Source organism: Brevundimonas sp., assembly GCF_029945885.1.
Lineage (GTDB): Bacteria > Pseudomonadota > Alphaproteobacteria > Caulobacterales > Caulobacteraceae > Brevundimonas.
Window position 1 is genome coordinate 105,590 of record NZ_JAQSDK010000014.1, and the last position, 21,800, is coordinate 127,389.

Below are 21,800 nucleotides of genomic sequence, written 5' to 3' on the forward strand. Positions count from 1 at the left end.
ATCCGGTCTGACCGGTCCGTATCAAGGCAACGCCCCGGGGCTCGCTCCGGGGCGTTGTCGTATCGGCTGCGCGTCAGCGACTGCAGAAAATGTCCACCTGGCGCGTCAGCCGCATCATTTCGGCGCGGGTGACGGGTCTGAACCCTGTGTCGTCGACGATGCTGACGTCCGTGTAGTGGGCGAAGATCAGGTCCACGATCCGGCCGATCTTTTCGGTGTTGTAGAAGGCGGTGCTGAATTCGAAGGCGATCGGCACCTTGCGCTCAATGAGGATCCGGCACCCGGCGAAAATCTCCTCCTCGAACCCTTCGGCGTCGATCCACAGCAGGCCGACGGTGTCGGGGTCGACCGTCCCGTTCTCGACCAGGCTGTCGATCGTGATGACGGGGACCAGGATGTCCGTCGCGACATTGTCGACCACCCGCTCGGATCGCAGGGTCGAACCACCGGAATTGCCCGCATCCCGCCGCAGGTGCAGGACGCCGCTCCGGTCGCCGGCCCCGACCGGCAGAAGCGTCACCCTCCCGTCCAGCCGGTTCAGATGCAGGTTGGTCTCCAGCATGCGGACATTGGCGGGGTCGGGCTCCAGGCAGACCGCGCTGTCGAAATGGCCGGTGGTCAGGAAATAGACGGTCTGGCTGCCGATATTGGCCCCGATCTCGATGACGACCCTGCCGCTGCCGAGGGCGTTGGCCCGCCGGGCCACGGCCTCGGTTCTCTCGCGATCGAAATTGCCGTGTTCAATCAGGGTGCGACCCACCAGATCATTCGGATCCACAACGATGTCGTGATCGTTGAACCGGCAGAAGACCAGCTTTCCGGACCGGGAAATCGACCGATACAGGGCCCGTCGCACATAGGGGGTGGCTGCGAGGGCATCGAAGAAGCGATCCCGGTAGTGCCGGGTGCCGAGCTCGATATCCCGGCCGAGGGTTCTGATGGACGGTTGCTTCAACGGGATGTCCTCTCGGGTCTGCCGGCAGTCGTGAATGAACACGGCCAGCGGCCGCACCCGGCCGGACTCCGATGTCGGGATTGCCCCTGCCGCACCCTTGCCCGGTTTGGAGGCAATGGGAAGGGGTGACCTAACCGCGTTCGCGCCCTGCCGCCCTACTGGTCTTCCTCGAAGCGCAGGGCCACCAGTTCGGCCAGGGCGGTCACGGCCGCCGCGGCGTCGGGGCCGGTGGCGGTGATCTCGATGGTCGAGCCGATGCCCGCCCCCAGCATCAGCAGCCCCATGATCGACAGGGCGTTGACCGAGGTGCCTTCGCGGCTGACCTGGATCTCGGCGTCGAAGGTCGAGGCCAGTTTGACGAATTTGGCCGAGGCCCGGGCGTGCAGGCCGCGGGCGTTGCAGATGTCGACAGTGGCCTGGGCCGGAGTCGGGACGGACGGGCTCATTTCTCTCCCGACAGGACCCAGGAGGCGACCGAGATATATTTGCGACCGGCGTCCTGGGCGTGGGCGACACAGGCCTCCAGCGGCTCGCGTCCGCGCACACTGGCCAGTTTGATCAACATCGGCAGGTTGAGCCCGGCGATCACCTCGGCCTGGGTCTCGGCCATCACCGAAATGGCCAGGTTCGAGGGGGTGCCGCCGAACATGTCGGTCAGCAGGATGACGCCATTGCCGTCATCGACGGCGCGGCAGGCATCGACGATGTCGCGGCGGCGCCGCTCCATGTCGTCCTCCGGCCCGATGCAGATGGCCGCGACTCCGCGCTGCGGACCGACCACATGCTCCATGGCGGAGAGAAATTCAGCCGCCAGCCCGCCGTGGGTGACGATCACCAGCCCGATCATGAAGGCTTCACCAACTCAACGCCCCCGCGTCGTCCGCCACGTCGGACCTTGTCCGAACGGACCGCAAGCCGCGCGAGATAGCCCAATCCGGCCGGGGATTAAAGCGCAGCCGTCGCTGCGGCGATAATTTCAACCGCCGAGGCATGTCGGGCGATCAGCTTCAACCGGGGCAGGTCCAGGCCGGCCACGGTGACCCGGTCCGGCTCCGGCAGCCGCTCCGGGGCCTGGACCCCACAGTCGACCGCCAGCACCAGCCGTGCGAGTCCGAGATGACGGACGGCGACGATTCCGAGGCCGCGTGCCTCGATCCGCCCGGCGATCCGGGCCGGAGGCGCGGCATACAGGGCCCCGGCCGAGGCGAAGACATGGCTGTAGTCGTCGGCCACCAGCTGCCAGCCCCGGCCGATCAGTCGCAGGGCCAGGTCGCTCTTGCCCGACCCGGAGGGGCCGCTGATCATCACGCCGGTCCAGCCGGTCGCCGGCACCCAGCAGGCCACCGTGGTGGCGTGGACCAGGCTCACGTCTGGCGGCCGGCCAGCGGCAGGGCGACCTCGAACCGGGCCCCGAGCACCGTGCCATCCGGGCCGGTGCGGTTTTCGGCCCGGACCGACCCGCCGTGGGCCGCGACGATCTGGCGCACGATCGACAGGCCGAGGCCGGAGTTGGAGCCGAAGGCCGTGCCCTTGGGGCGGGAGGTGTAGAAACGTTCGAACACCGTCTCCAGATTGTCGTCCGGGATGCCCGGGCCGTCGTCCTCGACCCGGACCACCAGCGGCCGCTGCGGATCGGCCCCGTCCCGGGCCAGGCTGACGCGAACCTCGCCGCCGGCCGGGCTGAACGAGCGGGCGTTGTCGATCAGGTTGCGGAACACCTGGCCCATCGGGCCGTCGCGGCCGCTGACCATGGCCGGTTCGGTCCCGGCGGTCAGTCGCACCGGGGCCTCGCCGGGCTTCAGGCTGGCTGCATAGACGCTGACGATATCCGACAGCAGGGTCGCGACATCGACCGGTCGCGGCCGGTCGCGCGACAGTTCGGCATCGAGACGCGAGGCATTGGAGATGTCGGTGATCAGCCGGTCCAGCCGCCGGACGTCCTGTTGCAGCAGGGTCGTCAGTCGCTCGCGCTGGACCTCGGTCTTGACCAGGGGCAGGGTTTCCAGCGCCGAGCGGATCGAGGTCAGCGGATTCTTGATCTCGTGCGAGACGTCGGCGGCGAACCGTTCGATCGCGTCCATCCGGTCCGACAGGGTCTCGGTCATCGTCTCCAGCGACCGGGCCAGGTCGCCGATCTCGTCGCGCCGACCCTCGAGGTCGGGCAGGGAGATGGCGCGGGCACGCTGCAGCCGCACCTGGTCCGCCGCCGCCGCCAGTCGCAGCACCGGCCGGGCCACGAACAGATGCAGCAGCAGGGATGACAGCAGCGACACGACCAGGGCCACCAGGGCGAAGGGCATCAGGGCCCGCCGCTGGGCGGCCAGGATGGCGTCCACATCGCCCGCCTCCAGGGTCAGCACGCCCAGGACCTTTTCGACGTGACGGATCGGCACGGAGACCGACACCACCCGGTCGCCGCTTTCCGAGACCCGCACCCCGGCCTGGGGCTGGCCGGCCAGGGCCAGGTCGACCTCATGGGTCAGGGCGGCGGCGGCCCGATCCTGGCGTTCGGTCGTGCGTCGGGTCACGGCCGCGTCGGGGCGGGTCACGGGGGTTCCCGCCGGGCGGGCCGGGGGAAGGGCCTCGCCGGGAATGGCCTCGGTGACGAAATAGCTGTCGGTTACGGGCAGGCCGTCGATATCGTACAGCCGCGCCCGTTGGCCGGTCGGGATGAAATTGTCGCGCAGCCATTTCGACGCCTGGATCGCGTCGAGCTCGGGCCGCGGCTCACCCCGGGTAATGCCCAGCTGGCCGAGGACGTTGGACAGCAGTTCAGCCTGGACCGACAGGGACTCCTGCTTGGCCTCGACAAGGCCGCGTTTCCATTCGTTCAGGGCCAGGGCCCCGCCGAACAGGATCAGCAGACTGAGCAGGTTGAGCGCCAGAATCAGCGCGCCGAGCCGCGACCCCCCGAAATGGACCAGCCGGCGACGCAGGCGGGCGGCCTTCCCGGGGGCGGCCTCCCCGGCGACGGTGTCGCCGGGAGGGTCGTTCCGGTCAGCTTTCGCGATAGCGGTAACCGACGCCATACAGGGTCTCGATCGCGTCGAACTCGGGATCGACGACCCGGAATTTCTTGCGCATCCGTTTGACGTGGCTGTCGATCGTGCGGTCGTCGACATAGACCTGATCGTCGTAGGCGGCGTCCATGAGGTTGTCGCGGCTCTTCACGAAGCCGGGGCGCTGGGCCAGGGCCTGCAGCAGCAGGAATTCGGTGACGGTCAGCTTGACCGGCTTGCCCTCCCAGGTGCTCTCGTGACGGGCCGGGTCCATGGTCAGCTTGCCGCGGCGAATGGCCTTGGACGAATTCTCCAGCGACGGTTCCGCCTCCTGGCCGTCGGCCCCGGTCCGGCGCAGCAGCGCCTTGACCCGTTCAATCAGCAGGCGCTGGCTGAACGGCTTGTGGATGTAGTCGTCGGCCCCGAGGTTGAAGCCCAGGATCTCGTCGATCTCCTCGTCCTTGGAGGTCAGCATGATGACCGGGATCTGCGAGGTCTGGCGCAGGCGGCGCAACACCTCCATCCCGTCCATGCGCGGCATCTTGACGTCCAGGATAACCAGGTCCGGCGGATCGGACTCGAGCGCTTCCAGCCCGGCGGCCCCGTCATGATAGGCCGTGATCTTGTGGCCATGGCTTTCCAGCGCCAGGGACACGGAGGCGACGATGTTCTCGTCATCGTCGACCAGGGTGATGTTCGCCAATGGGCTCTCCTCAATACGCGGCCTGGGGGTCGCGACGCTCGCGGCCTGAACCGGGAACGCGCCACAAGCGTAACCGTTCTCCGAAATCGCGTTGACAATACGGCCACCGCCCCTGCGCCGCCAGTCGTGTCGTCGCAACGCCCCCTTAAAGCCTTTGTGCGACGGTGCGGGTTGTTCCCTGTGTGAGTACCCGATGGCCGGTCCCGTCCACTACGAAGTCTATATTCGAAAGACCGCTCCCGCGCCCTGGTCGCTGCTGATGGCGACCGAAGACCGGGCCAGGGCGATCGAGACGGCCGAGGACCTGCTTGCGGATCGCCGGGCCGCGGCCGTGCGCGTGACCAAGGAGATGCTCGACCAGGGCACGATGGAGTTCTCCAGCGTCACCCTGATGACGCGCGGGGCCCCGGAGGTGAAGCAGAAGCGGGTCGTGGCCGCCGATGACGCGGGGCCGCGCTGCAACGGGCCCGAGGACCTCTACAGCCCCTATGCCCGGGAGATCATCGGCCGGGTGCTCGAGGACTGGCTGGGCCGCCAGGGGGTGACGGCCTTTGAACTGCTGCACCGTCCCGACCTGGCCGAACGGCTGGAAACGGGGGGCACCGAACTGCAGCACGCGATCCAGAAGGTCGCCGTTCCCGAGAGCCAGGCGGTTGGCCAGACGGTGCACGACCTGTTGCGCCACTATCAGCGCCTCAGCGATGCGGCCATCGAACGTCTGGTCTCGGCCGGTCGTCGCGGCCTGTTCCCCGACCTCGAGTCCCATTCCCTGGCGGATATCGCCCATCGCATCTCGGCCTCCCCGGAGCGGGGGCTGATCATCGGCGGTGTCATCGCCCGGGCCCTGACCGACATCCGCGGCGGACGGCTGCGTCTGGACAAGCTGATGGACCTGGCGGAACGCGCCCCGATGGAGGGCTCGCCCCGGGCCCTGGTCATGGTCGCCATCGAACAGGTGCTGTGCGAGACCGTCGCCGTGCGCACCAATCTGGCCGATATTCTCGGCCCGGCGCTGGACCAGGGGTCCAGTCTCGCCGCCGTGGTCCATATGGTCGCCCCGCGCGAGGTCGCCGCCCTGGTCGCCCATGATGCGCGGATCGCCCTGCATATTCCGCCGGTGTCCGGCCCCGCGGCCCGGCTGAGCGCGCGGCTCGAGGCCAATGAATTTCCGCTGCTGGCCGCGGCCCTGTCGCGGATGGTGGTGCGCGAACTGGTGTCACCGCGTCGGCTGCGCCCCAATGATGCGCCGGGCGAGATCGAGATCCTGCGCACCCTGGCCATGGCCCTGACCTCGGCGGCCGGCCGGCTGCTGACCCTCGAGGAGGTGCAGTCCGCCTTCGTCGAACGCTCCAAGGGTCTGGTCATCGCCGATTTCGTCGGGGCCTATGTCCAGCATTGCGAGACGATCCTGTGCGAGGCCGAGCATCTGGTGCGGCTGTGCGAGAACGTCACCGGCTCGGCCAACAAACGGGCCGCGGCGCGCTGGCTGGCGGCCTGCGTCGGCTCCCTGCGCTTCGAGTCCGAGATGCGCGCCCCCGGCCTGTCGGCGGCCCAGAAGCTGTCCATCCTCGCGCGACTGCAGCGGTCGGTGCGCGGGGCCATGCTGAACGAACGCGACACCGAGGTTATCGGCGGCACCATCGGCACAGTCGGCGGGGTGGTCGAGTCCGAGGCCAAACTGGCCCTGCAACTGGCCCGGGCCCCGGCTCCGATCCAGCAGAAGCTGACCCTGCTGCTGCGACTGGCCACCGGCGAGACCGCGCCACTGGGCCCGGCCGCCGACCGGGCGAAAGTCGAGGCCCTGCGGCTGCTCAGGGCCCCGGACTCGCGCGCCACCCTGGCCGCCGATCCCGCCGCCCTGGCCCCGCTGCGCACCCTGATGCAGGCGGCCGGTCTGGCGGCCTAGAGGCCGTCAGACCGGTCCCGAAGGGTCAGGTTGACGGCCACCGAAAGGCTTCAGTCGAAGATGTCGAAGATGCTGTCGCGCTTCTTCTTGCGGTATTTTTGATCGTCGTCGCGGTAGCGCGGCGGTTCGCGATAGGCCTGCTGCGGCTGATGACCCCATGGCTGGGGCGCGGCGGGTTGCGGCGGCGGGGCCGAGGCGCGGCCGGTCTCGGCGGCACCGGCCATCAGCTTCTCCAGCTCGCCCCGGTCCAGCCAGACGCCGCGGCAGGTCGGGCACATGTCGAACTGAACGCCGTTCCGCTCCAGCGTCTGCATCGGATTGTCGTCGTTGGGGCACATCAGTAGCGGCATGGGGCGGATCTCTCTGATCGGAATGCAGAAGGGATCGGGCGCTCCAGCACCGCTTGGGGGGGCCAGAGTCGAACGCCAGGGCGCCCGATGCGGTCCGACATCACGCGCCACCGACGGTTTTGGAGGAAACCGACAGCGGCCGCGCCAGAGGGGCCCGTCCCGCCGTTTCACGCTGAGGCCGCGACCTGCGCACGGCAAGAGTCCGAAAGGTCGCAGGCCTAGCAGACCTGTCCGGCGGCCCAGCCCGACGACCAGGCCCACTGGAAATTATAGCCGCCCAGCCAGCCGGTGATGTCGACCGCCTCGCCGATCACATACAGGCCGGGCACGGTCTTCACCGCCATCGTCTGCTGGTCCAGCTGGTCGGTGGCCACCCCGCCCAGGGTGACCTCGGCCGTGCGATAGCCCTCGGACCCGACCGGCTTGACCGTCCAGGCGTTGACCGCCTGATCCAGCCGCGCCAACGCCTTGCCCCCGACCTCGGCCAGTTTGCCCGACACCTGTTCCCGTTCGCACAGGCTCTCGGCCAGCCGCCGCGGCACGATATGACCCAGCGCCGTATGCACCGCCGCCTTGCCGCCGTTCTCCTCGCGCGCCGCCTTCAGCCGGGCCAGCACATCGACGCCCGGGGCCATGCTGACCGTGATCGCCTCGCCCTCGCGCCAGTAGGAGCTGATCTGCAATATCGCCGGCCCCGACAGGCCGCGATGGGTGAACAGCATGGCTTCGGCGAAGCCGATCTCTTTTTGGGGCCTACCGCGCTCCGCGCTACTTGAGGGCATGATGTTGGGCCTATCGCCCTTCGGGCTACTTGAGGCCATGAGGTTGGGCCTACCGCGCTCCGCGCAACTTGAGGCCATGACGTTGGGCCTATCGCCCTTCGGGCTACTTGAGGCCGGATTGTCGGTGGGGGTGTTGGTGGGTTCGGGCCGGTTTTTGACCACCACATCCACCGCCACCCCCGCCAGCGGCAGCAGGGTCTCCAGCAGGCCGGTCTCGAAGGTCAGGGGCACCAGGGCCGGCCGCGTCTCGGTCACCCGCAGGCCGAACGCCCGCGCGGTGTCACAGGCCCAGCCGGTGGCCCCCATCTTGGGGATCGAGCGCCCGCCGCTGGCCAGCACCAGCGAGGTCGCCGTCACCGCCGTCCCGTCCGACAGCACTGCCGCGAACCCGTCCCCGGCCCGATCCACCGAGGCCACCCCGGTCCCCGTCCGCAACACCACCCCGGCCTCACGCATCCCGTCCGTCAGCATACGGACGATCAGCTTCGCCGAGTCATCACAGAACAGCTGGCCCAGGGTCTTCTCGTGCCAGGCGATGCCCGCCTGATCCACCCGCTTGACAAAATCATGCTGCGAAAACCGCCTCAGCGCCGAGGTGGCGAAGCGTGGGTTCTCGCCGAGGAAATTCGCCGGCCCCGTGCCCGTATTGGTGAAATTACAGCGCCCCCCGCCCGAGATGCGGATCTTCTCGCCCGGGGCCCGGGCATGGTCGACCACCAGCACCCGCCGCCCGCGCCGCCCCGCCTCGATCGCGCACATCATCCCGGCCGCCCCGGCCCCGACGATCAGGGTGTCATAGGTCTCTTTGGTCATGGCCGTCGTCTAGCAGGGCGGCGGTCGGCCCGCGAGCGGTGACCCCCGAGTCTCCTCCCCACTTCGTGGGGAGGGGGACCGCGAAGCGGTGGAGGGGCGCTAGCGGCCCCACGGTCCCGTGCAATGGGTGACGGGGTGAAACGGGCTGGGTCCGTGCCGGGGCTAGTTCCCCTCCACCGCCTTCGGCGGTCCCCCTCCCCATGGAATGGGGAGGAGACGGGCACACCCATCCCTGTGCACAATAAGAACAAACCCGGAACATTCCCTTGCCCCCCGCCCGGGTCAATGCGCATCCTCCCCCCGGGGTCGGTCCCACAGTCCAGGAAGTTTTCAGATGTCAGACCCCGACGCCGCCACCCGTCTGCTCGAGGCCCTGCGCGGCCTGGACCTGACCAGCGCCGACGGCCGCGCCGGCCTGGGCACATTGCTGGCCGAGATCGAACGCGCCGCCCCCGACGCCATCCTGCAAAAGGCAGCGGGCATCGATCTCAGGCGGATGGGGTGGCGCGGCGCGCCGCGCCGCGCTCAAGCAGCGAGCGACCGCGTCGCGAGCGCTAGCGCCCAGCAAGAATGCGGCTGACACCGGCGGGGCCGCGCCGTCTCCTCCCCATTCCATGGGGAGGGGGACCGCGAAGCGGTGGAGGGGCGCTAGCCGCCGCGCCGGACCGATGAAGGCCGGGGGCTAGCTGTCCAGCTCCTTGATCCGGGCCTCGATCGCACCCGACAGCTGATAGATATCGGTCATGTCGGAGATCAGGTGGCGCTCCTCCGCCTTGTCGGTGAACGTCCCGACGTATTTGTTCGTCAGGCCGTTGAAGTGGAGCCGCGCGATGGTCTTGCGGTTGTTGTCGTCCAGCAGGACCGCGCAATAGGATTTCGCGTCCCGCATCACCACCCGGGTCGGCTTCACCAACTTGGCCGCGATGGCCTGGATGATGTGAAATCCGGCGATTTCCTCGGCGGTGGTCACGATCACATCGTCATCACCATCCGCATCCGTGTCGTCGGAGGCCGACGGCGCGGCGGCATTCAGCGCGGTCGACAGGCGTTCATTGACCTTGTCGCGAATGATGGCCGAGAAGGTCGAGACGATCATCCGGCTGAAACTGTCCCGGACCTGAGCGGTGACCCGCCCGCCCTGAACCCGGCTGGCCAACAGCCGCACCACCTCTTCCGAGGGCTCGGCCATCTCCTTCTCCAGTTCCTTGCGCAGCAGCGACTGCAGCTTCAGCAGCCCGGCTTCCTGGACGATCTTGTCGATATCGAACGTCTGTTTGGTGAATTTCTCGATGGTGCGCGCGTCGGCCGGCTTCAACGCGTCCATGCTGAAGGTGAAGAACGGCTTGTCGTCCATCTTGTTGGGCGCTTCGACGTCCGAATAGAATTGATAGACCACCCCGTTGGTCAAGATCGCCAGCCGCGCCTCCGTCACGCTGAAATAGCGGAACAACTGGCTGGCATGGTTCAGGTTCAGGGGCGCGGTGCTGGGTTTGCACTCGACCAGAATGCGAATCTTGCCGCCGTCACAGATGGCGTAGTCGACCTTCTCGCCCTTCTTGATCCCGACGTCGGCGGTGTATTCCGGCACGACCTCAGACGGATTGAACACATCGTAGCCGAGGGCCTGGATGAACGGCATGATCAGCGCGTTCTTGGCCGCCTCCTCGGTCAGCAGCACTTCGCGATGTTCGTGGGTTCGTTTGGCCAGCTCCGCCAGCCGCGATTGAAGATCCATCTGCCCCTCCAAGGTTGGGAAACAGCTAGTCAGCAACCGATGCGGGAGTCCAGTTTCGCGGGGCGCGATGCTGTGATTTCCGTCGAGGCGCGCACCGACCCGGGTGCCGCGCCGGTCGAGATCGAACGCGCGGCCCCCGACGCCATCCTGCAAAAGGCGGCAGGCATCGATCTCAGGAGGATGGGGTGGCGCGGCGCGCCGCGCTGAAGCAGCGAGCCGTCGCGCGGCGAGCGCTAGCGCCCAGCAAGAATGCGGCTGACACCGGCGGCACCGCCCCCCGTCTCCTCCCCATTCCATGGGGAGGGGGACCGCGAAGCGGTGGAGGGAAGCAGGCTGCGCCCTGTTCCCGGAGTGCCGCGCCACGCATGTGTAGTCACGCCTTGTATCGTAAATCCGCTGCAGCTTTAGCCTGAATTGTTGGCAACGCCCGCCAACTTCACCTATCAAGACTCTCGGAGGGCCTTGAGAATGAAAGAGTCGATAGGCGATCGCCTTACGGAAACCGTTTTGACCGGAGGCGCGGTCTGCCTTTTAGGGGCCGGATATTCCATTGAGGCGACCGATCAAGGTGGACGGCCGGTTCCGAACACGACCGAATTGATCAAAGAGATCAAATCTGCGGTTGGAATTAGCGATGCCGAATACGCGAGCCTTTCAGATATTGCGGAATACTGTGAAGAGGTTCCAGAGCGTCAGCAGTTATTGCGGAAAATAATGCTTGGTAGATTAACGCTATGCAACCCAAGCGAAAACCAAAAGACTGTTACGCGCCTGCCCTGGCGGTCGATTTTTACAACAAACTTTGATGATTTGGTTGAGCGGTCAATCGACGCCAATTCATATCAAGTAATAACCCCAACGATCGAGCCCGCTACTCATGTAATTGGAAAAGTTCCCGTGTACTACATTCACGGTCGGGCGCTGGATCTTCTAGAAACCGATACAGACCCTCGATTTGTAATATCGGAACGAAATTACCTACAACTGCACGATGATAATCGGTCGCTGTACGCTAGGCTCAAAAACGAATTATTTTGTGCGAACCTCATAGTTATTGCGGGGTATTCTCTGCGCGATCTCGAAGTTGCGTCAATGCTGATCGATGGCGGTCAGCCATTCAGAAATAAGACGATCATTATATGCGGCGCTCACGAAACGCCGATGGCGCTATCCCGCTTGAAAAAATTCGGTGAAGTCCTGCCTATCGGTATTGATGGATTAGCGGCGCATTTTAGCGGGGCAACCGTCGACGCGGCGAAAGCGAAGGAAAACAGCTTCCAGTTTATTGATGCGCTGGAGCCAGTAAATCCGGCTGAGGTTATCGAGGGCGACGACTTCATAAGATTAATACTGACTGGATCTTTTTCTCGCGAAAAATATCAAACTCAAATGCAGCAGTCTCCATCGAGCCCGGAGATGTATTGCATTCGCCGTGGAGAAGCTCTTGATGCCGTTCTTCAGAGGTCGCCCGCCGGAGTATGCCGGTACGTAATTTCTTCTGATCTGGGGAATGGAAAATCGTTGTTCCTAGACCAGCTCTCTGAAGAGCTTTTGGTCAGTGGGGTGAGAGTCTTCCGCATTTCTTCGAATCTATCTGAGGTATTTGAGGAAATTGAACTCGCGCTGAGCACGCGACAACCTATGGCTTTCCTTATCGACGACGTGATCAGGCATCGTGATGCGGCCAAATTTGTTGGTGCTCGTCTGAACGCTCTGAGCATCTTGGTCTGTGCGGTCCGCGGCGATCCTGGCGAGTTGGCGTTTCGTGAATTGGAGCAGTCCCTGGGCGGTGCGTCTCGTGTTATCGACCTAAATCGACTAAGCGCGGAGGAGGTTAAGACGTGGGATGCTGTATTAGAACGATGGGGTTTGTGGGAAGAGCGTAGGGGCGACACATCGGATCAACGCCTAGCGTTTCTGACGCAGCAGTGCGCTTCGGAAAACCGCTCGATCGTACTTTCTTTGTTCCGAAGCTCTCGGATTGCCACCAAGATTGATCAGATCGTTTCGTTCTTCGTTAATCACGGTCATCACCAACGAACATTTGCTGCGCTACTGATATCATCTCTTTGCCAACAGCACGTGTCTTGGGAAAGTCTTGTGTCATGGCTTGGTTTAGACGAGGGTCGCCTCAGAAAGGATCTCAGCGAAAGCGAAGTTTCTGCCCTGTTCGTTAACGGTCGAGATTGGAACGCTTTTACCTCTGCGCAGCTTGCCGAATACATTCTTCGGACGAAATACGTTGAATTTGATCGCGATACATTGGTCGACGTATTTTCGACAATCGTGCTTTCAACTGCGGACAGCGCGAGTGACAGTTACTTGGGGTCCAATTTCCGAGAAAATTTGAAAGAATTAATGAAGTTCCGATTCCTCACCCGGCTGTTTGGGGAGGGGGAGTCGGCTGTGAAGTTGATTAGCGCAGTTTACAGCCGTTTGTCTAAAGCAAGACTCATTCGGAACAACCCTCAGTTCTGGTTGCAGTATGCGATGTCAAGAATGGAGATTCTTGATTTCTCAAACGCAGAAACATATTTAAACACTGCGCTTGGATTGGCTAATGAGCGTGGCGCTAGTTATTCCCCGTTCCAAATATTGGATCAGAGGGCTCGTCTTTTCTTCATGAAGAATACTAAATCTGGAGTGGCGTTTAGGCGTTCTGAAATATTAACCGCCATTAAAGACTTGGTGGGATTGCTGGATAAATCAGGTGGCGAGATTATCTATCTCTATCGATCTGTGCCGCTTATCGGAGATTTTGTAGAGGTGCACATCGATGATTTGTCCGAAGAGGTTCGTTCAGATATCAAGGCGCTCCTGAATGGTATAAACCTAAAAGGGCAGAGCTATACTCGTTTGCCTAGATCGAAGAAGGGGGAAACGAGGGTTCTGCAGAAAGCGCTGAGCGATACGCTGCTTACTCTAAACTATGGCTAATGGGAGCCCCCCCTAATGCGCCTCATCCCAGTTCCCCGCCGCCCGCGCGTCCACCACCAGCGGCACGCTCAACGCCACCGCCGGGTCCCCCGCCCCCTCCATCACCCGTTTGATCACGGCGATGGCCCGGTCCGCCACCCCCTCGGGGGCCTCGAACACCAGTTCGTCGTGCACCTGCAGCAGCATCTTCACCTCTGACCCCGACCCTGACCCCGGGCCGAACCCGGCCTCGACCAGGGCTCCGGGCATCCGCATCATCGCGCGGCGGATGATGTCGGCGGCCGCCCCCTGGATCGGGGCGTTGATGGCGGCGCGTTCGCCGAACTGGCGCTCGGCTCCGGACTTGGAATGGATGGCGGGGATGTGGATGCGGCGGCCGAACACGGTCGAGACATGGCCGGCCTCGCGCACCTCGGCCTTGATCGCCTCCATATAGTCGCGGATGCCGGGGAAGCGGTCGAAATAGGTCTTGATATAGGCCCCGGCCTCTTCCCTCGGGATGTTCAGCTGGGCCGCCAGGCCGAAGGCGCTGATGCCGTAGACGATGCCGAAATTGATGGCCTTGGCGCGGCGGCGCGTCTCGGCCGGCATGCCCTCGACCGGGACGCCGAACATCTCGCTGGCGGTGGCGGCGTGAATGTCCAGCCCCGCCTTGAAGGCGCGTTTCAGCTCGGGAATGTCGCCGATATGGGCCAGCAGCCGCAGCTCGATCTGGGAATAGTCGGCGCTGATCAGCACATGGCCGGGGGCGGCGATGAAGGCCTGGCGGATCTGGCGGCCGATCCCGGTGCGGATCGGGATGTTCTGCAGATTGGGGTCGGAACTGGCCAGCCGCCCGGTGCTGGCCGCGGCCAGCTGATAGCTGGTGTGGACCCGGTCGGTGCCGGGGTCCAGCGCCGCGCTCAGCGCATCGGTATAGGTGCCCTTCAGCTTGGCCAGCTGGCGCCAGTCCAGCAGCACGCGCGGCAGCTCATGGCTCAGCGCCAGCTCGTCCAGAACGGCGGCGTCGGTGGCCCACTGGCCCCCGGCCGTCTTCTTGCCGCCGGGCAGGGCCATCTCCCCGAACAGGATCTCGCCCAGCTGTTTGGGGCTGCCGACATTGAACGGCCGCCCGGCCAGGGTGTGGGCCCGGGCCTCCAGCTCGACCATCTTCAGCCCGAACTCATGGCTGAGCCGTTTCAGCCGCGCCGGGTCGACGCGAATGCCGTGCAGCTCCATCCGCGCCAGCACCGCCGGCATGCCGCGCTCCAGCGTCTGATAGACGGTCATCAGCCCGGCCGGGGCCAGGCGCGGATACAGAATGTTGAAGAGGCGCAGGGTCACGTCCGCATCCTCGGCCGCATAGGCGGTGGCCGGTTCCAGCGGCACATGCCGGAACGAGATCTGGGCCTTGCCGGTGCCGCACACCGCTTTGAACGGGATCGGCTCATGCCCCAGGTGCAGGCGCGACAGCTCGTCCATGCCGTGGCCGTGCAGCCCGCCCTCCAGCACGTATGAGATCAGCATGGTGTCGGCGATCGGCCCGACGTTCACACCGTGGCGCGCCATCACCGCCAGGTCGTATTTGATGTTCTGGCCGACCTTCAGCACCGCCGGGTCTTCCAGCAGGGGCTTGAGCCGGGCCAGGGCCTCGGCCTTGTCGATCTGGACGATGGGGGCGCGGGTGTCGGGGGTGTCGCCGAAATCCAGCCCGCCGGCCCCGGCCATCTCGGGATGGGCATGGCTCAGCGGGATATAGCAGGCCTGGTTGGGCCCGATCGCCAGCGACAGGCCGCACAGGCCCGCGTGGGTGGCCGACAGGGCGTCGGTCTCGGTGTCGAAACCGATGATCCCGGCGTCGCGCGCCCGGGTGATCCAGCCGTCCAGCTGTTCCAGCGTCTGCACGCAGTCATAGACGCTGGTGTCGATGCTCTGAGCGGCGACGTCGGGTCTGACCGGCTGTGGCCCGTGGCGGGGGCTGGCGACCGGGGCGGACAGGGTGCCGGGGAGGGGGGCAGCGGCGCCCTGGGCCGATTTGGGCTCGAAGGCCGAGCCGTCATGGGCGCTGGCCTTGCCGTCACCGACGCGGCGCGCCAGGCTGCGGAACTCCATCAGCTCCAGAAAGGCCGACAGGGTGGCCGGGTCGGGGTCGCGCACGGCGAACTCCGCGACCGGGGCGGGCAGGGGCAGGTCGCACACCAGGGTGACCAGGTCGCGGCTCATGCGGATCTGGTCGGCGAAATCGATCAGGGTCTCGCGCCGTTTCGGCTGTTTGATCTCCGCCGCCCGGGCCAGCAGACTGTCCAGGTCGCCGTATTCCAGGATCAGCTGGGCCGCCGTCTTGACCCCGATGCCGGGGGCGCCGGGAATATTGTCCGAGGTGTCGCCGATCAGGGCCTGGACATCGATGACCCGGTCGGGGGTGACCCCGAATTTGTCGAACACCGCGTCCTCTTCCAGCCGCCGGTCCTTCATCGGGTCGTACATCACGACCCCGCCGCCGATCAGCTGCATCAGGTCCTTGTCGCTGGAGACGATGACCGCCTCGCCCCCCGCCTCCCGGACCCGACAGGCATAGGTGGCGATCAGATCGTCGGCCTCATACCCCGCCAGCTCGACCCCATGCACCCCGAACGCCGCCGTCGCCTGCCGCACCAGCGCGAACTGCGGCACCAGATCCTCCGGCGCCGGCGGCCGATGCGCCTTGTAGGCCGGGAACATCTCGCTCCGGAACGTCCGCTCCGAATGATCGAACACCGCCACCAGATGCGTCGGCCCGTCCCGCCCCTTCATGTCCTGCAACAGCTTCCACAGCATGTTGCAGTACCCCTGCACCGCCCCCACCGGCAGCCCGTCCGACTTTCTCGTGAGGGGCGGCAGGGCGTGATAGGCGCGGAAGATGTAGGCCGAGGCGTCGATCAGCCACAGGCGCATCGGGGTCGCGGTCGGGGTGTCGGTTTCGGTGGCGCTCATGGCGCGACCATAGGCGTCACATGCGGCGACGTCATCGTCTTCGACGGGCGATCAGGCCCGGAGCGTGATGATCAGAACTGGCGCCAGCTGACACCGACGTCGCGCTCGCCGGGCTGGACGTTCTGCTGGCCCCAGGCGACGATCATCAGCAGCCGGTGACTGCGGATACGGAACTCGCCGGTCATCGCCGCGACGGCCCCCAGCGGGGCACCGTTCTCCGGGTCGTAGAGAAAGCCCGAGAACTCGGCCACGCCAACGCGATCCCGTCGGCTGTAGACCGACAGTTCAGGAAGGGAGACGACATTCAGGTTGCCGTTGATCGGGATACGCATCTCCGGCAGGCCGAACACCCGCCGCATCTGCTCCAGCGACAGGGCCCCGGCGCGCAGTTCCAGAACCGCATCGGCCCGGGCCTTGTCCGGACTCAGGGCATAGCCGGCACCGGACAGGGCTGCGCGCACGGCACTGACCGCATAGGCGGCGCTTTCGGCGCGGAAATAGCTGTCATCGACGAAAACCTTCGCGCCGGCCGGAAGCGGCAGGACCAGGCCCTCGACCGCGCGGTCGGCGGCACGGGCGACCAGCAGTTGTTCGGTCGCGCTGCGCGCCGGCGCGGTCTCGACGGTGGAGGCGCAGCCAGCCCCCAGGGCGGCCAGGCTTACCGCGGCCGTCAGAATCCGCAGGTTCAACCTACCAGGTTCCGGTATTGGGCATGGACAGCCAGGGCTCGACCGGATCCAGGGCCGGGCCTTCCTGCAGCAGTTCGATCGAAATGCCGTCGGGCGATCGGACGAAGGCCATGCGGCCGTCGCGGGGGGGGCGGTTGATGATCACACCCCCGTCCATCAGCCGCTGGCAGGCGGCGTGGATGTCCGCGACCTTGTAGGCGAGGTGGCCGAAATTGCGGCCGCCGTCATAGGTGGCGGGATCCCAGTTGAAGGTCAGTTCCAGCTCGGGCGAGCGCTCGGCCGCCGAGCGGTCGGCGTCGGCGGGCGCGGCCAGAAAGATCAGGGTGAACCGGCCCGGCTCATTCTCCATCCGCCGGACCTCGGTCAGACCCAGCAGGTCGCAGTAGAATTTCAGCGAGGCGTCAAGGTCGGCGACGCGGACCATGGTGTGCAGAAAGCGCATCCGGACTCCGCCGACTCAGTGAGCTTCGGGCGACCGGGCGGCCGGATCGAGATACTCATTCTCGGGCACCGGATGGTCCGAAAGCACGAAGCGGCGGTCGCAATAGGCGCATTCGACGAAATTCCCGTCACCCATATCCATATAGACCAGCGGGTGGCCGAGGGCTCCGCCGCCGCCGTCACAGGCGACACGTTTGGCGGCGACCACGATTTGTTCGGGTGGCGGGATGATCGCAGTGATATGGCGCGGGGGCATTTTCGGCTCGTGACCTTGGCGGAAAGGATCGCCGCGCATACCTATGCGTCACGCCGACAGGCGTCAATTTATTGGTGGCTGGCCGCGCGTCGCGCTGATCAGGGCCGTGAAGCATGGACAGTTGATGACCAAACCTGAAGCCCTGCCCGTCAACGCCATCGAGGTTCACGGTCTGGAGAAGACCTATGCGGGCTCCCGCAAGGCCCCGCCGAAGACGGCCCTGCGCGGCGTCGATCTGGTCATACCGCGTGGCTCCATGTTCGGCCTGCTGGGACCGAACGGGGCAGGCAAGTCGACCCTGATCAATATCCTGGCCGGGGTGGTCAACAAGACCGGCGGGACAGCGGCCATCTGGGGGCGGGACATCGACCGCGACCCGCGTGACGCCCGCGCCGCCCTCGGCGTGGTGCCCCAGGAGATCGTCGCCGACGTCTTCTTCACCCCGCGCGAGGCGCTGGAAGTCCAGGCCGGATTCTATGGCGTGCCGGCCAACGAGCGCCGATCGGATGAGCTGCTGGCGGCGCTGGGACTGTCCGACAAGGCCCACGCCTATGTCCGCGCCCTGTCCGGCGGCATGAAGCGCCGGCTGATGGTGGCCAAGGCGCTGGTGCACAATCCGCCGGTCCTGATCCTCGACGAGCCCACGGCCGGGGTCGACGTCGAACTGCGTCGCCAGCTGTGGGAATATGTCCGCCGCATCAATGCCGAGGGCGTGACCATCCTGCTGACCACCCACTATCTGGAGGAGGCCCAGGAGCTCTGCGATACCATCGCCATCATGAACCGGGGTGAGGTGGTGGCCTGTGAGCCGACACCGCAACTGCTGCGCCGGCTGGACACCCGCAATGTCATCGTCACGCCGGACATCGCCCAGACGCCGCCGCCGGTGCTGGAAGGGTTCGAGGTGGCGGCGCGACCGAACGGGGCCTTCGCCGTGACCTATCGCAAGGGCAGGTCCTCGGTTGAACAGGTGCTGGCGGCGGTGCGCGCGGCCGGGATCACCATCGCCGACATCACGACTGAGGACCCGGACCTGGAGGACGTCTTCCTGGCCCTGACCTATGGCGACACGGCCCAGGTCAGTCCGACGCAGGACTAGATCCGGCGCGGGCTACCCGCCGGATCAGGCCACCATGACCGTGCCGATAAGCAGACGGGCCCCGGGACGGCCGAGGGTGGCGTCCGTCACGGCCTGAAGCTGACGCACCATGCGTTCGACGTCGGGCGGCGCACCGGGCAGCATGAGGCCGGCGATCTGCTGGACCACAGTATTGTAGGCGGCGCGCAGACGCGGCGCGGAGTGTTCGGCCCGGGCGCGCAGTCCAGCGTCCGCAACATCGACGCCGGTCTCGACCGTGAGCACCCCGCGCCGACCGTTCGGGCGCAGGATGGTGGCGGTCACCGTCGGGAAGCGGATGAAGCTGGAGGTCGAGCCGCCGCCGCCGCCTTCACTGCGGGCGAGGGCCGGTGCGGCTGCCGTCGAGGCGGCGGTGACGGTCAGGGCGGCAAGCCCGAGAAGTGCGCGACGATCCATGCCGCGACGATAGGGCCGGCCGCTTAAGGTCCGGTTACGCCGGCAGACCTGTCGTCAGGCCGCCGCGCGGACGCCGCCTGCGGCCATCGGCTTCAGGTCCAGCAGGGCGAACAGGGCCGCATCCTCATCCTGTTCCGGATTGGGTGTGGTCAGCAGCTTGCCGCCGACGAAGATGGAATTCGCTCCGGCGAGGAAACACAGGGCCTGCATCTCGGCGCTCATCGTCTCGCGACCGGCGGACAGCCGCACCATCGCCCGCGGGCAGACCAGGCGGGCCACGGCGACGGTGCGGACGAATTCGATCGGATCGATCTCGCCCGTCTTCAGTACCCGGTCGCCCAGCGGGGTTCCGGTCACCGGAACCAGGGCGTTGACCGGCAGGCTGTCGGGATGTTCGGGCAGGGTGGCCAGGGCGTGCAGCAGGCTGGCCCGGTCGCGCCGGGCTTCGCCCATGCCGACGATGCCGCCGCAGCAGGTGCTCATGCCCGCGTCACGGACGTGCTTCAGGGTGTCCAGCCGGTCCTGATACGTCCGGGTGGTGACGACCTGGGCGTAATACTCCGGGCCGGTGTCGAGGTTGTGATTATAGAAGTCGAGCCCGGCGTCCTTGAGCTGGCGTGCCTGGTCCGCGTTCAACATGCCCAGGGTGGCGCAGGTCTCGAGGCCCAGGGCCTTGACCCCCGCAATCATGGTGGCCAGCTTCGGCGTGTCGCGATCCTTCAGTTCGCGCCAGGCCGCCCCCATGCAAAAGCGGCTGGCCCCGCCGGCTTTGGCGGCCATGGCCTCGGCGATCACCGCGGTCGCGTCCATCAGCTTTTCGGCCTTCAGCCCGGTGTCGAAACTGGCCGACTGGCTGCAGTAGCCGCAGTTCTCGGCACAGCCGCCGGTCTTGATCGACAACAGCTGACTCTTCTGGACCTCGGACGGATTGAACGCCGCCCGGTGCACGGAGGCGGCCTCGAACACCAGGTCCATGAAGGGCCGGGCGAACAGGGCCTCGACCTCGTCGAGGGTCCAGTCATGGCGCGGAACGCTCATGTCGATAGCGGCGGAACGGTTCATTGCGGTGTCATCAGCCATGGACGCTGACTAGCGGCTCACCGCCGACGCGCCAAGCGCCCCATGCCGAAATCCTGCCCCGATCGATCGGCCAATCATATAAGGATATCCTTATATGAGCATTGCCCCCTGAGGTTCGTCGGGCTATAGGCTCCGCCAATCCTCCCAATTGGCGAAAGAGCGTTTCCGCATGACCGACTATATCGTCCGCGACATTTCCCTGGCTGACTACGGCAACAAGGAAATTTCCATCGCCGAAACCGAAATGCCCGGGCTGATGGCCCTGCGTGACGAATTCGGTGCCAGCAAGCCCCTGAAGGGGGCCCGCATCGCCGGCAGCCTGCACATGACCATCCAGACCGCCGTGCTGATCCAGACGCTCGAAGCGCTGGGCGCCGACGTCCGCTGGGCCTCGTGCAACATCTTCTCGACCCAGGACCACGCCGCGGCCGCCATCGCCGCCGCCGGCACGCCGGTGTTCGCCACCAAGGGCGAGACCCTGGTCGAGTACTGGGACTATGCCCACAAGATCTTCGAATGGGCCGACGGCGGCTATCCGAACCTGATCCTCGACGACGGCGGCGACGCCACCCTGCTGTGCGTGCTCGGCCCCAAGGCCGAGAAGGACATCTCGGTGCTGTCAAACCCGCAGAACGAGGAGGAAGAAGCCCTCTATGCGGTGATGAAGCGCTACATCAAGGAGAAGCCGGGCTTCTATTCGGCCATCCGCGACGCCATCGGCGGCGTGTCGGAAGAGACCACCACCGGCGTGCACCGCCTGTACCAGATGGCCGAAAAGGGCGAGCTGCCCTTCCCCGCCATCAACGTCAACGACAGCGTCACCAAGTCCAAGTTCGACAACCTGTACGGCTGCCGTGAAAGCCTCGTCGACGCCATCCGTCGCGGCACCGACGTCATGCTGTCGGGCAAGGTCGCCGTGGTCTGCGGCTATGGCGATGTGGGCAAGGGCTCGGCCGCCTCGCTGCGCCAGGGCGGCGCCCGGGTGAAGGTCACCGAGGTCGATCCGATCTGCGCCCTGCAGGCGGCGATGGAGGGCTATGAGGTCGTCACCGTCGAGGACGTGGCCGGCGAGGCCGACATCTTCGTCACCGCCACCGGCAACAAGGACGTCCTGACCGTCGATCACATGCGGGCGATGAAGAACAACGCCATCGTCTGCAACATCGGCCACTTCGATTCCGAGATTCAGGTCGCCGGCCTGAAGAATTTCAAATGGGACGAGATCAAGCCGCAGGTCCACCATGTGGAATTCCCGGACGGCAAGAAGATCATTCTGCTGTCTGAAGGCCGTCTGGTGAACCTGGGCAATGCCACCGGCCACCCGTCGTTCGTGATGAGCGCCAGCTTCACCAACCAGACCCTGGCCCAGATCGAACTCTGGACCAACAAGTCGAAATACGAGAACCAGGTCTATGTCCTGCCCAAGCATCTCGACGAGAAGGTCGCCATGCTCCACCTGGCCAAGCTGGGCGCGAAACTGACCACCCTGTCGAAGGAACAGGCCGACTATATCTCGGTCCCGACCCAGGGCCCGTTCAAGCCGGACCACTACCGCTACTAGGCCCGGTCCTGCCCGTCGCGCTGCGCGGCGGGCGTCCGGACGATACGGCAAGGGCCGGCGGGAAACCGCCGGCCCTTTTCCGTAGTGGCGCGTCTCCGGTGACCGGT

At 65.8% G+C, this 21,800-nt stretch carries 21 protein-coding genes; 6 read left to right on the forward strand and 15 right to left on the reverse strand.

The window, feature by feature from the left end; genetic code table 11:
* Window positions 1-73 precede the first annotated feature (73 nt).
* The 6 genes from PSV00_RS08245 to PSV00_RS08270 form a co-directional block, all read right to left on the reverse strand.
* Complete coding sequence (locus PSV00_RS08245) at window positions 74-955, reverse strand: FkbM family methyltransferase (protein ID WP_300446044.1); 882 nt, start codon at window positions 953-955, stop codon at window positions 74-76.
* Window positions 956-1,110: 155 nt separating this feature from the next.
* The gene (locus PSV00_RS08250) at window positions 1,111-1,401 is read right to left on the reverse strand and encodes an HPr family phosphocarrier protein (protein WP_300446045.1); all 291 of its coding nucleotides are present in this window, start codon (window positions 1,399-1,401) and stop codon (window positions 1,111-1,113) included.
* Complete coding sequence (locus PSV00_RS08255) at window positions 1,398-1,802, reverse strand: PTS sugar transporter subunit IIA (RefSeq protein WP_300446046.1); 405 nt, start codon at window positions 1,800-1,802, stop codon at window positions 1,398-1,400. Before PSV00_RS08255 ends, PSV00_RS08250 begins: the two co-directional genes overlap by 4 nt.
* 98 nt (window positions 1,803-1,900) lie before the next feature.
* Window positions 1,901-2,323, reverse strand: coding sequence for a serine kinase (locus PSV00_RS08260; RefSeq protein WP_300446047.1), 423 nt, complete (start codon window positions 2,321-2,323; stop codon window positions 1,901-1,903).
* Window positions 2,320-3,984: an ATP-binding protein gene (locus tag PSV00_RS08265; protein WP_300446048.1), complete on the reverse strand. Its 1,665-nt coding sequence runs from the start codon at window positions 3,982-3,984 to the stop codon at window positions 2,320-2,322. The genes PSV00_RS08260 and PSV00_RS08265 overlap by 4 nt, the downstream gene beginning before the upstream one ends.
* Window positions 3,953-4,657: a response regulator transcription factor gene (locus tag PSV00_RS08270; protein WP_300446049.1), complete on the reverse strand. Its 705-nt coding sequence runs from the start codon at window positions 4,655-4,657 to the stop codon at window positions 3,953-3,955. Before PSV00_RS08270 ends, PSV00_RS08265 begins: the two co-directional genes overlap by 32 nt.
* Window positions 4,658-4,850: 193 nt before the next feature.
* Between PSV00_RS08270 and PSV00_RS08275 the strand changes: the two genes are divergently transcribed.
* A complete protein-coding gene (locus tag PSV00_RS08275; RefSeq protein WP_300446050.1) occupies window positions 4,851-6,563 on the forward strand; it encodes a hypothetical protein in 1,713 nt (570 codons plus the stop codon).
* Window positions 6,564-6,613: 50 nt separating this feature from the next.
* Here PSV00_RS08275 and PSV00_RS08280 read toward each other — a convergent pair whose 3' ends face one another.
* Both PSV00_RS08280 and PSV00_RS08285 read right to left on the reverse strand, forming a co-directional pair.
* Entirely contained in the window at window positions 6,614-6,913 is a 300-nt protein-coding gene (locus PSV00_RS08280; protein ID WP_300446051.1) for a zf-TFIIB domain-containing protein, read from the reverse strand.
* A gap of 218 nt (window positions 6,914-7,131) precedes the next feature.
* Window positions 7,132-8,508, reverse strand: coding sequence for an NAD(P)/FAD-dependent oxidoreductase (locus PSV00_RS08285; RefSeq protein ID WP_300446052.1), 1,377 nt, complete (start codon window positions 8,506-8,508; stop codon window positions 7,132-7,134).
* 334 nt (window positions 8,509-8,842) lie between these two features.
* Here PSV00_RS08285 and PSV00_RS08290 point away from each other — a divergent pair, with 334 nt between their 5' ends.
* Entirely contained in the window at window positions 8,843-9,088 is a 246-nt protein-coding gene (locus PSV00_RS08290; RefSeq protein WP_300446053.1) for a hypothetical protein, read from the forward strand.
* Window positions 9,089-9,190: 102 nt separating this feature from the next.
* On the opposite strand, the gene PSV00_RS08295 is transcribed toward PSV00_RS08290, so the two are convergent.
* Window positions 9,191-10,243, reverse strand: coding sequence for a type I restriction enzyme HsdR N-terminal domain-containing protein (locus tag PSV00_RS08295; RefSeq protein ID WP_300446054.1), 1,053 nt, complete (start codon window positions 10,241-10,243; stop codon window positions 9,191-9,193).
* Here PSV00_RS08295 and PSV00_RS08300 point away from each other — a divergent pair.
* Both PSV00_RS08300 and PSV00_RS08305 read left to right on the forward strand, forming a co-directional pair.
* On the forward strand, window positions 10,232-10,450 hold the full coding sequence (locus PSV00_RS08300; RefSeq protein WP_300446055.1) for a hypothetical protein: 219 nt from the start codon (window positions 10,232-10,234) through the stop codon (window positions 10,448-10,450). The genes PSV00_RS08295 and PSV00_RS08300 overlap by 12 nt on opposite strands.
* Before the next feature lie 261 nt (window positions 10,451-10,711).
* Window positions 10,712-13,180 carry an SIR2 family protein gene (locus PSV00_RS08305; RefSeq protein ID WP_300446056.1) on the forward strand — a complete coding sequence of 823 codons (2,469 nt, stop codon included), beginning with the start codon at window positions 10,712-10,714 and terminating at the stop codon, window positions 13,178-13,180.
* Between the two features lie 12 nt (window positions 13,181-13,192).
* Here the strand turns inward: PSV00_RS08305 and polA are convergent, their stop codons facing one another.
* From polA to PSV00_RS08325, 4 genes are all read right to left on the reverse strand, one after another.
* Entirely contained in the window at window positions 13,193-16,132 is a 2,940-nt protein-coding gene (gene polA, locus PSV00_RS08310; RefSeq protein ID WP_300446057.1) for a DNA polymerase I, read from the reverse strand.
* A 71-nt stretch (window positions 16,133-16,203) separates the two neighbouring features.
* On the reverse strand, window positions 16,204-16,821 hold the full coding sequence (locus tag PSV00_RS08315; protein ID WP_300446058.1) for a DUF6655 family protein: 618 nt from the start codon (window positions 16,819-16,821) through the stop codon (window positions 16,204-16,206).
* A 1-nt stretch (window position 16,822) separates the two neighbouring features.
* A complete protein-coding gene (locus PSV00_RS08320) occupies window positions 16,823-17,263 on the reverse strand; it encodes a VOC family protein (protein WP_300446059.1) in 441 nt (146 codons plus the stop codon).
* A gap of 15 nt (window positions 17,264-17,278) precedes the next feature.
* Window positions 17,279-17,518 (reverse strand): zinc-finger domain-containing protein, encoded by a 240-nt coding sequence (locus PSV00_RS08325; protein WP_300446060.1) that lies wholly within the window; start codon window positions 17,516-17,518, stop codon window positions 17,279-17,281.
* A gap of 124 nt (window positions 17,519-17,642) precedes the next feature.
* On the opposite strand from PSV00_RS08325, the gene PSV00_RS08330 reads away from it, so the two are divergent.
* On the forward strand, window positions 17,643-18,617 hold the full coding sequence (locus tag PSV00_RS08330) for an ABC transporter ATP-binding protein (RefSeq protein WP_300446061.1): 975 nt from the start codon (window positions 17,643-17,645) through the stop codon (window positions 18,615-18,617).
* Window positions 18,618-18,641: 24 nt separating this feature from the next.
* Here the strand turns inward: PSV00_RS08330 and PSV00_RS08335 are convergent, their stop codons facing one another.
* Both PSV00_RS08335 and bioB read right to left on the reverse strand, forming a co-directional pair.
* Entirely contained in the window at window positions 18,642-19,052 is a 411-nt protein-coding gene (locus PSV00_RS08335; RefSeq protein WP_300446062.1) for a Tat pathway signal protein, read from the reverse strand.
* A 54-nt stretch (window positions 19,053-19,106) separates the two neighbouring features.
* Window positions 19,107-20,090, reverse strand: a complete 984-nt coding sequence (gene bioB, locus PSV00_RS08340) for a biotin synthase BioB (protein ID WP_300446206.1) — start codon at window positions 20,088-20,090, stop codon at window positions 19,107-19,109.
* 211 nt (window positions 20,091-20,301) lie between these two features.
* On the opposite strand from bioB, the gene ahcY reads away from it, so the two are divergent.
* Window positions 20,302-21,693, forward strand: a complete 1,392-nt coding sequence (gene ahcY, locus PSV00_RS08345; RefSeq protein ID WP_300446063.1) for an adenosylhomocysteinase — start codon at window positions 20,302-20,304, stop codon at window positions 21,691-21,693.
* Window positions 21,694-21,800 lie beyond the last annotated feature (107 nt).

Bases quoted from the DNA above. Each gene is read 5' to 3' on its own strand.
- PSV00_RS08250 (WP_300446045.1), bottom strand. From the start codon at position 1,401: ATGAGCCCGTCCGTCCCGACTCCGGCCCAGGCCACTGTCGACATCTGC.
- PSV00_RS08255 (WP_300446046.1), bottom strand. From the start codon at position 1,802: ATGATCGGGCTGGTGATCGTCACCCACGGCGGGCTGGCGGCTGAATTT.
- PSV00_RS08265 (WP_300446048.1), bottom strand. From the start codon at position 3,984: ATGGCGTCGGTTACCGCTATCGCGAAAGCTGACCGGAACGACCCTCCC.
- PSV00_RS08275 (WP_300446050.1), top strand. From the start codon at position 4,851: ATGGCCGGTCCCGTCCACTACGAAGTCTATATTCGAAAGACCGCTCCC.
- PSV00_RS08280 (WP_300446051.1), bottom strand. From the start codon at position 6,913: ATGCCGCTACTGATGTGCCCCAACGACGACAATCCGATGCAGACGCTG.
- PSV00_RS08285 (WP_300446052.1), bottom strand. From the start codon at position 8,508: ATGACCAAAGAGACCTATGACACCCTGATCGTCGGGGCCGGGGCGGCC.
- PSV00_RS08290 (WP_300446053.1), top strand. From the start codon at position 8,843: ATGTCAGACCCCGACGCCGCCACCCGTCTGCTCGAGGCCCTGCGCGGC.
- PSV00_RS08295 (WP_300446054.1), bottom strand. From the start codon at position 10,243: ATGGATCTTCAATCGCGGCTGGCGGAGCTGGCCAAACGAACCCACGAA.
- PSV00_RS08305 (WP_300446056.1), top strand. From the start codon at position 10,712: ATGAAAGAGTCGATAGGCGATCGCCTTACGGAAACCGTTTTGACCGGA.
- polA (WP_300446057.1), bottom strand. From the start codon at position 16,132: ATGAGCGCCACCGAAACCGACACCCCGACCGCGACCCCGATGCGCCTG.
- PSV00_RS08320 (WP_300446059.1), bottom strand. From the start codon at position 17,263: ATGCGCTTTCTGCACACCATGGTCCGCGTCGCCGACCTTGACGCCTCG.
- PSV00_RS08325 (WP_300446060.1), bottom strand. From the start codon at position 17,518: ATGCCCCCGCGCCATATCACTGCGATCATCCCGCCACCCGAACAAATC.
- PSV00_RS08330 (WP_300446061.1), top strand. From the start codon at position 17,643: ATGACCAAACCTGAAGCCCTGCCCGTCAACGCCATCGAGGTTCACGGT.
- PSV00_RS08335 (WP_300446062.1), bottom strand. From the start codon at position 19,052: ATGGATCGTCGCGCACTTCTCGGGCTTGCCGCCCTGACCGTCACCGCC.
- bioB (WP_300446206.1), bottom strand. From the start codon at position 20,090: ATGAGCGTTCCGCGCCATGACTGGACCCTCGACGAGGTCGAGGCCCTG.
- ahcY (WP_300446063.1), top strand. From the start codon at position 20,302: ATGACCGACTATATCGTCCGCGACATTTCCCTGGCTGACTACGGCAAC.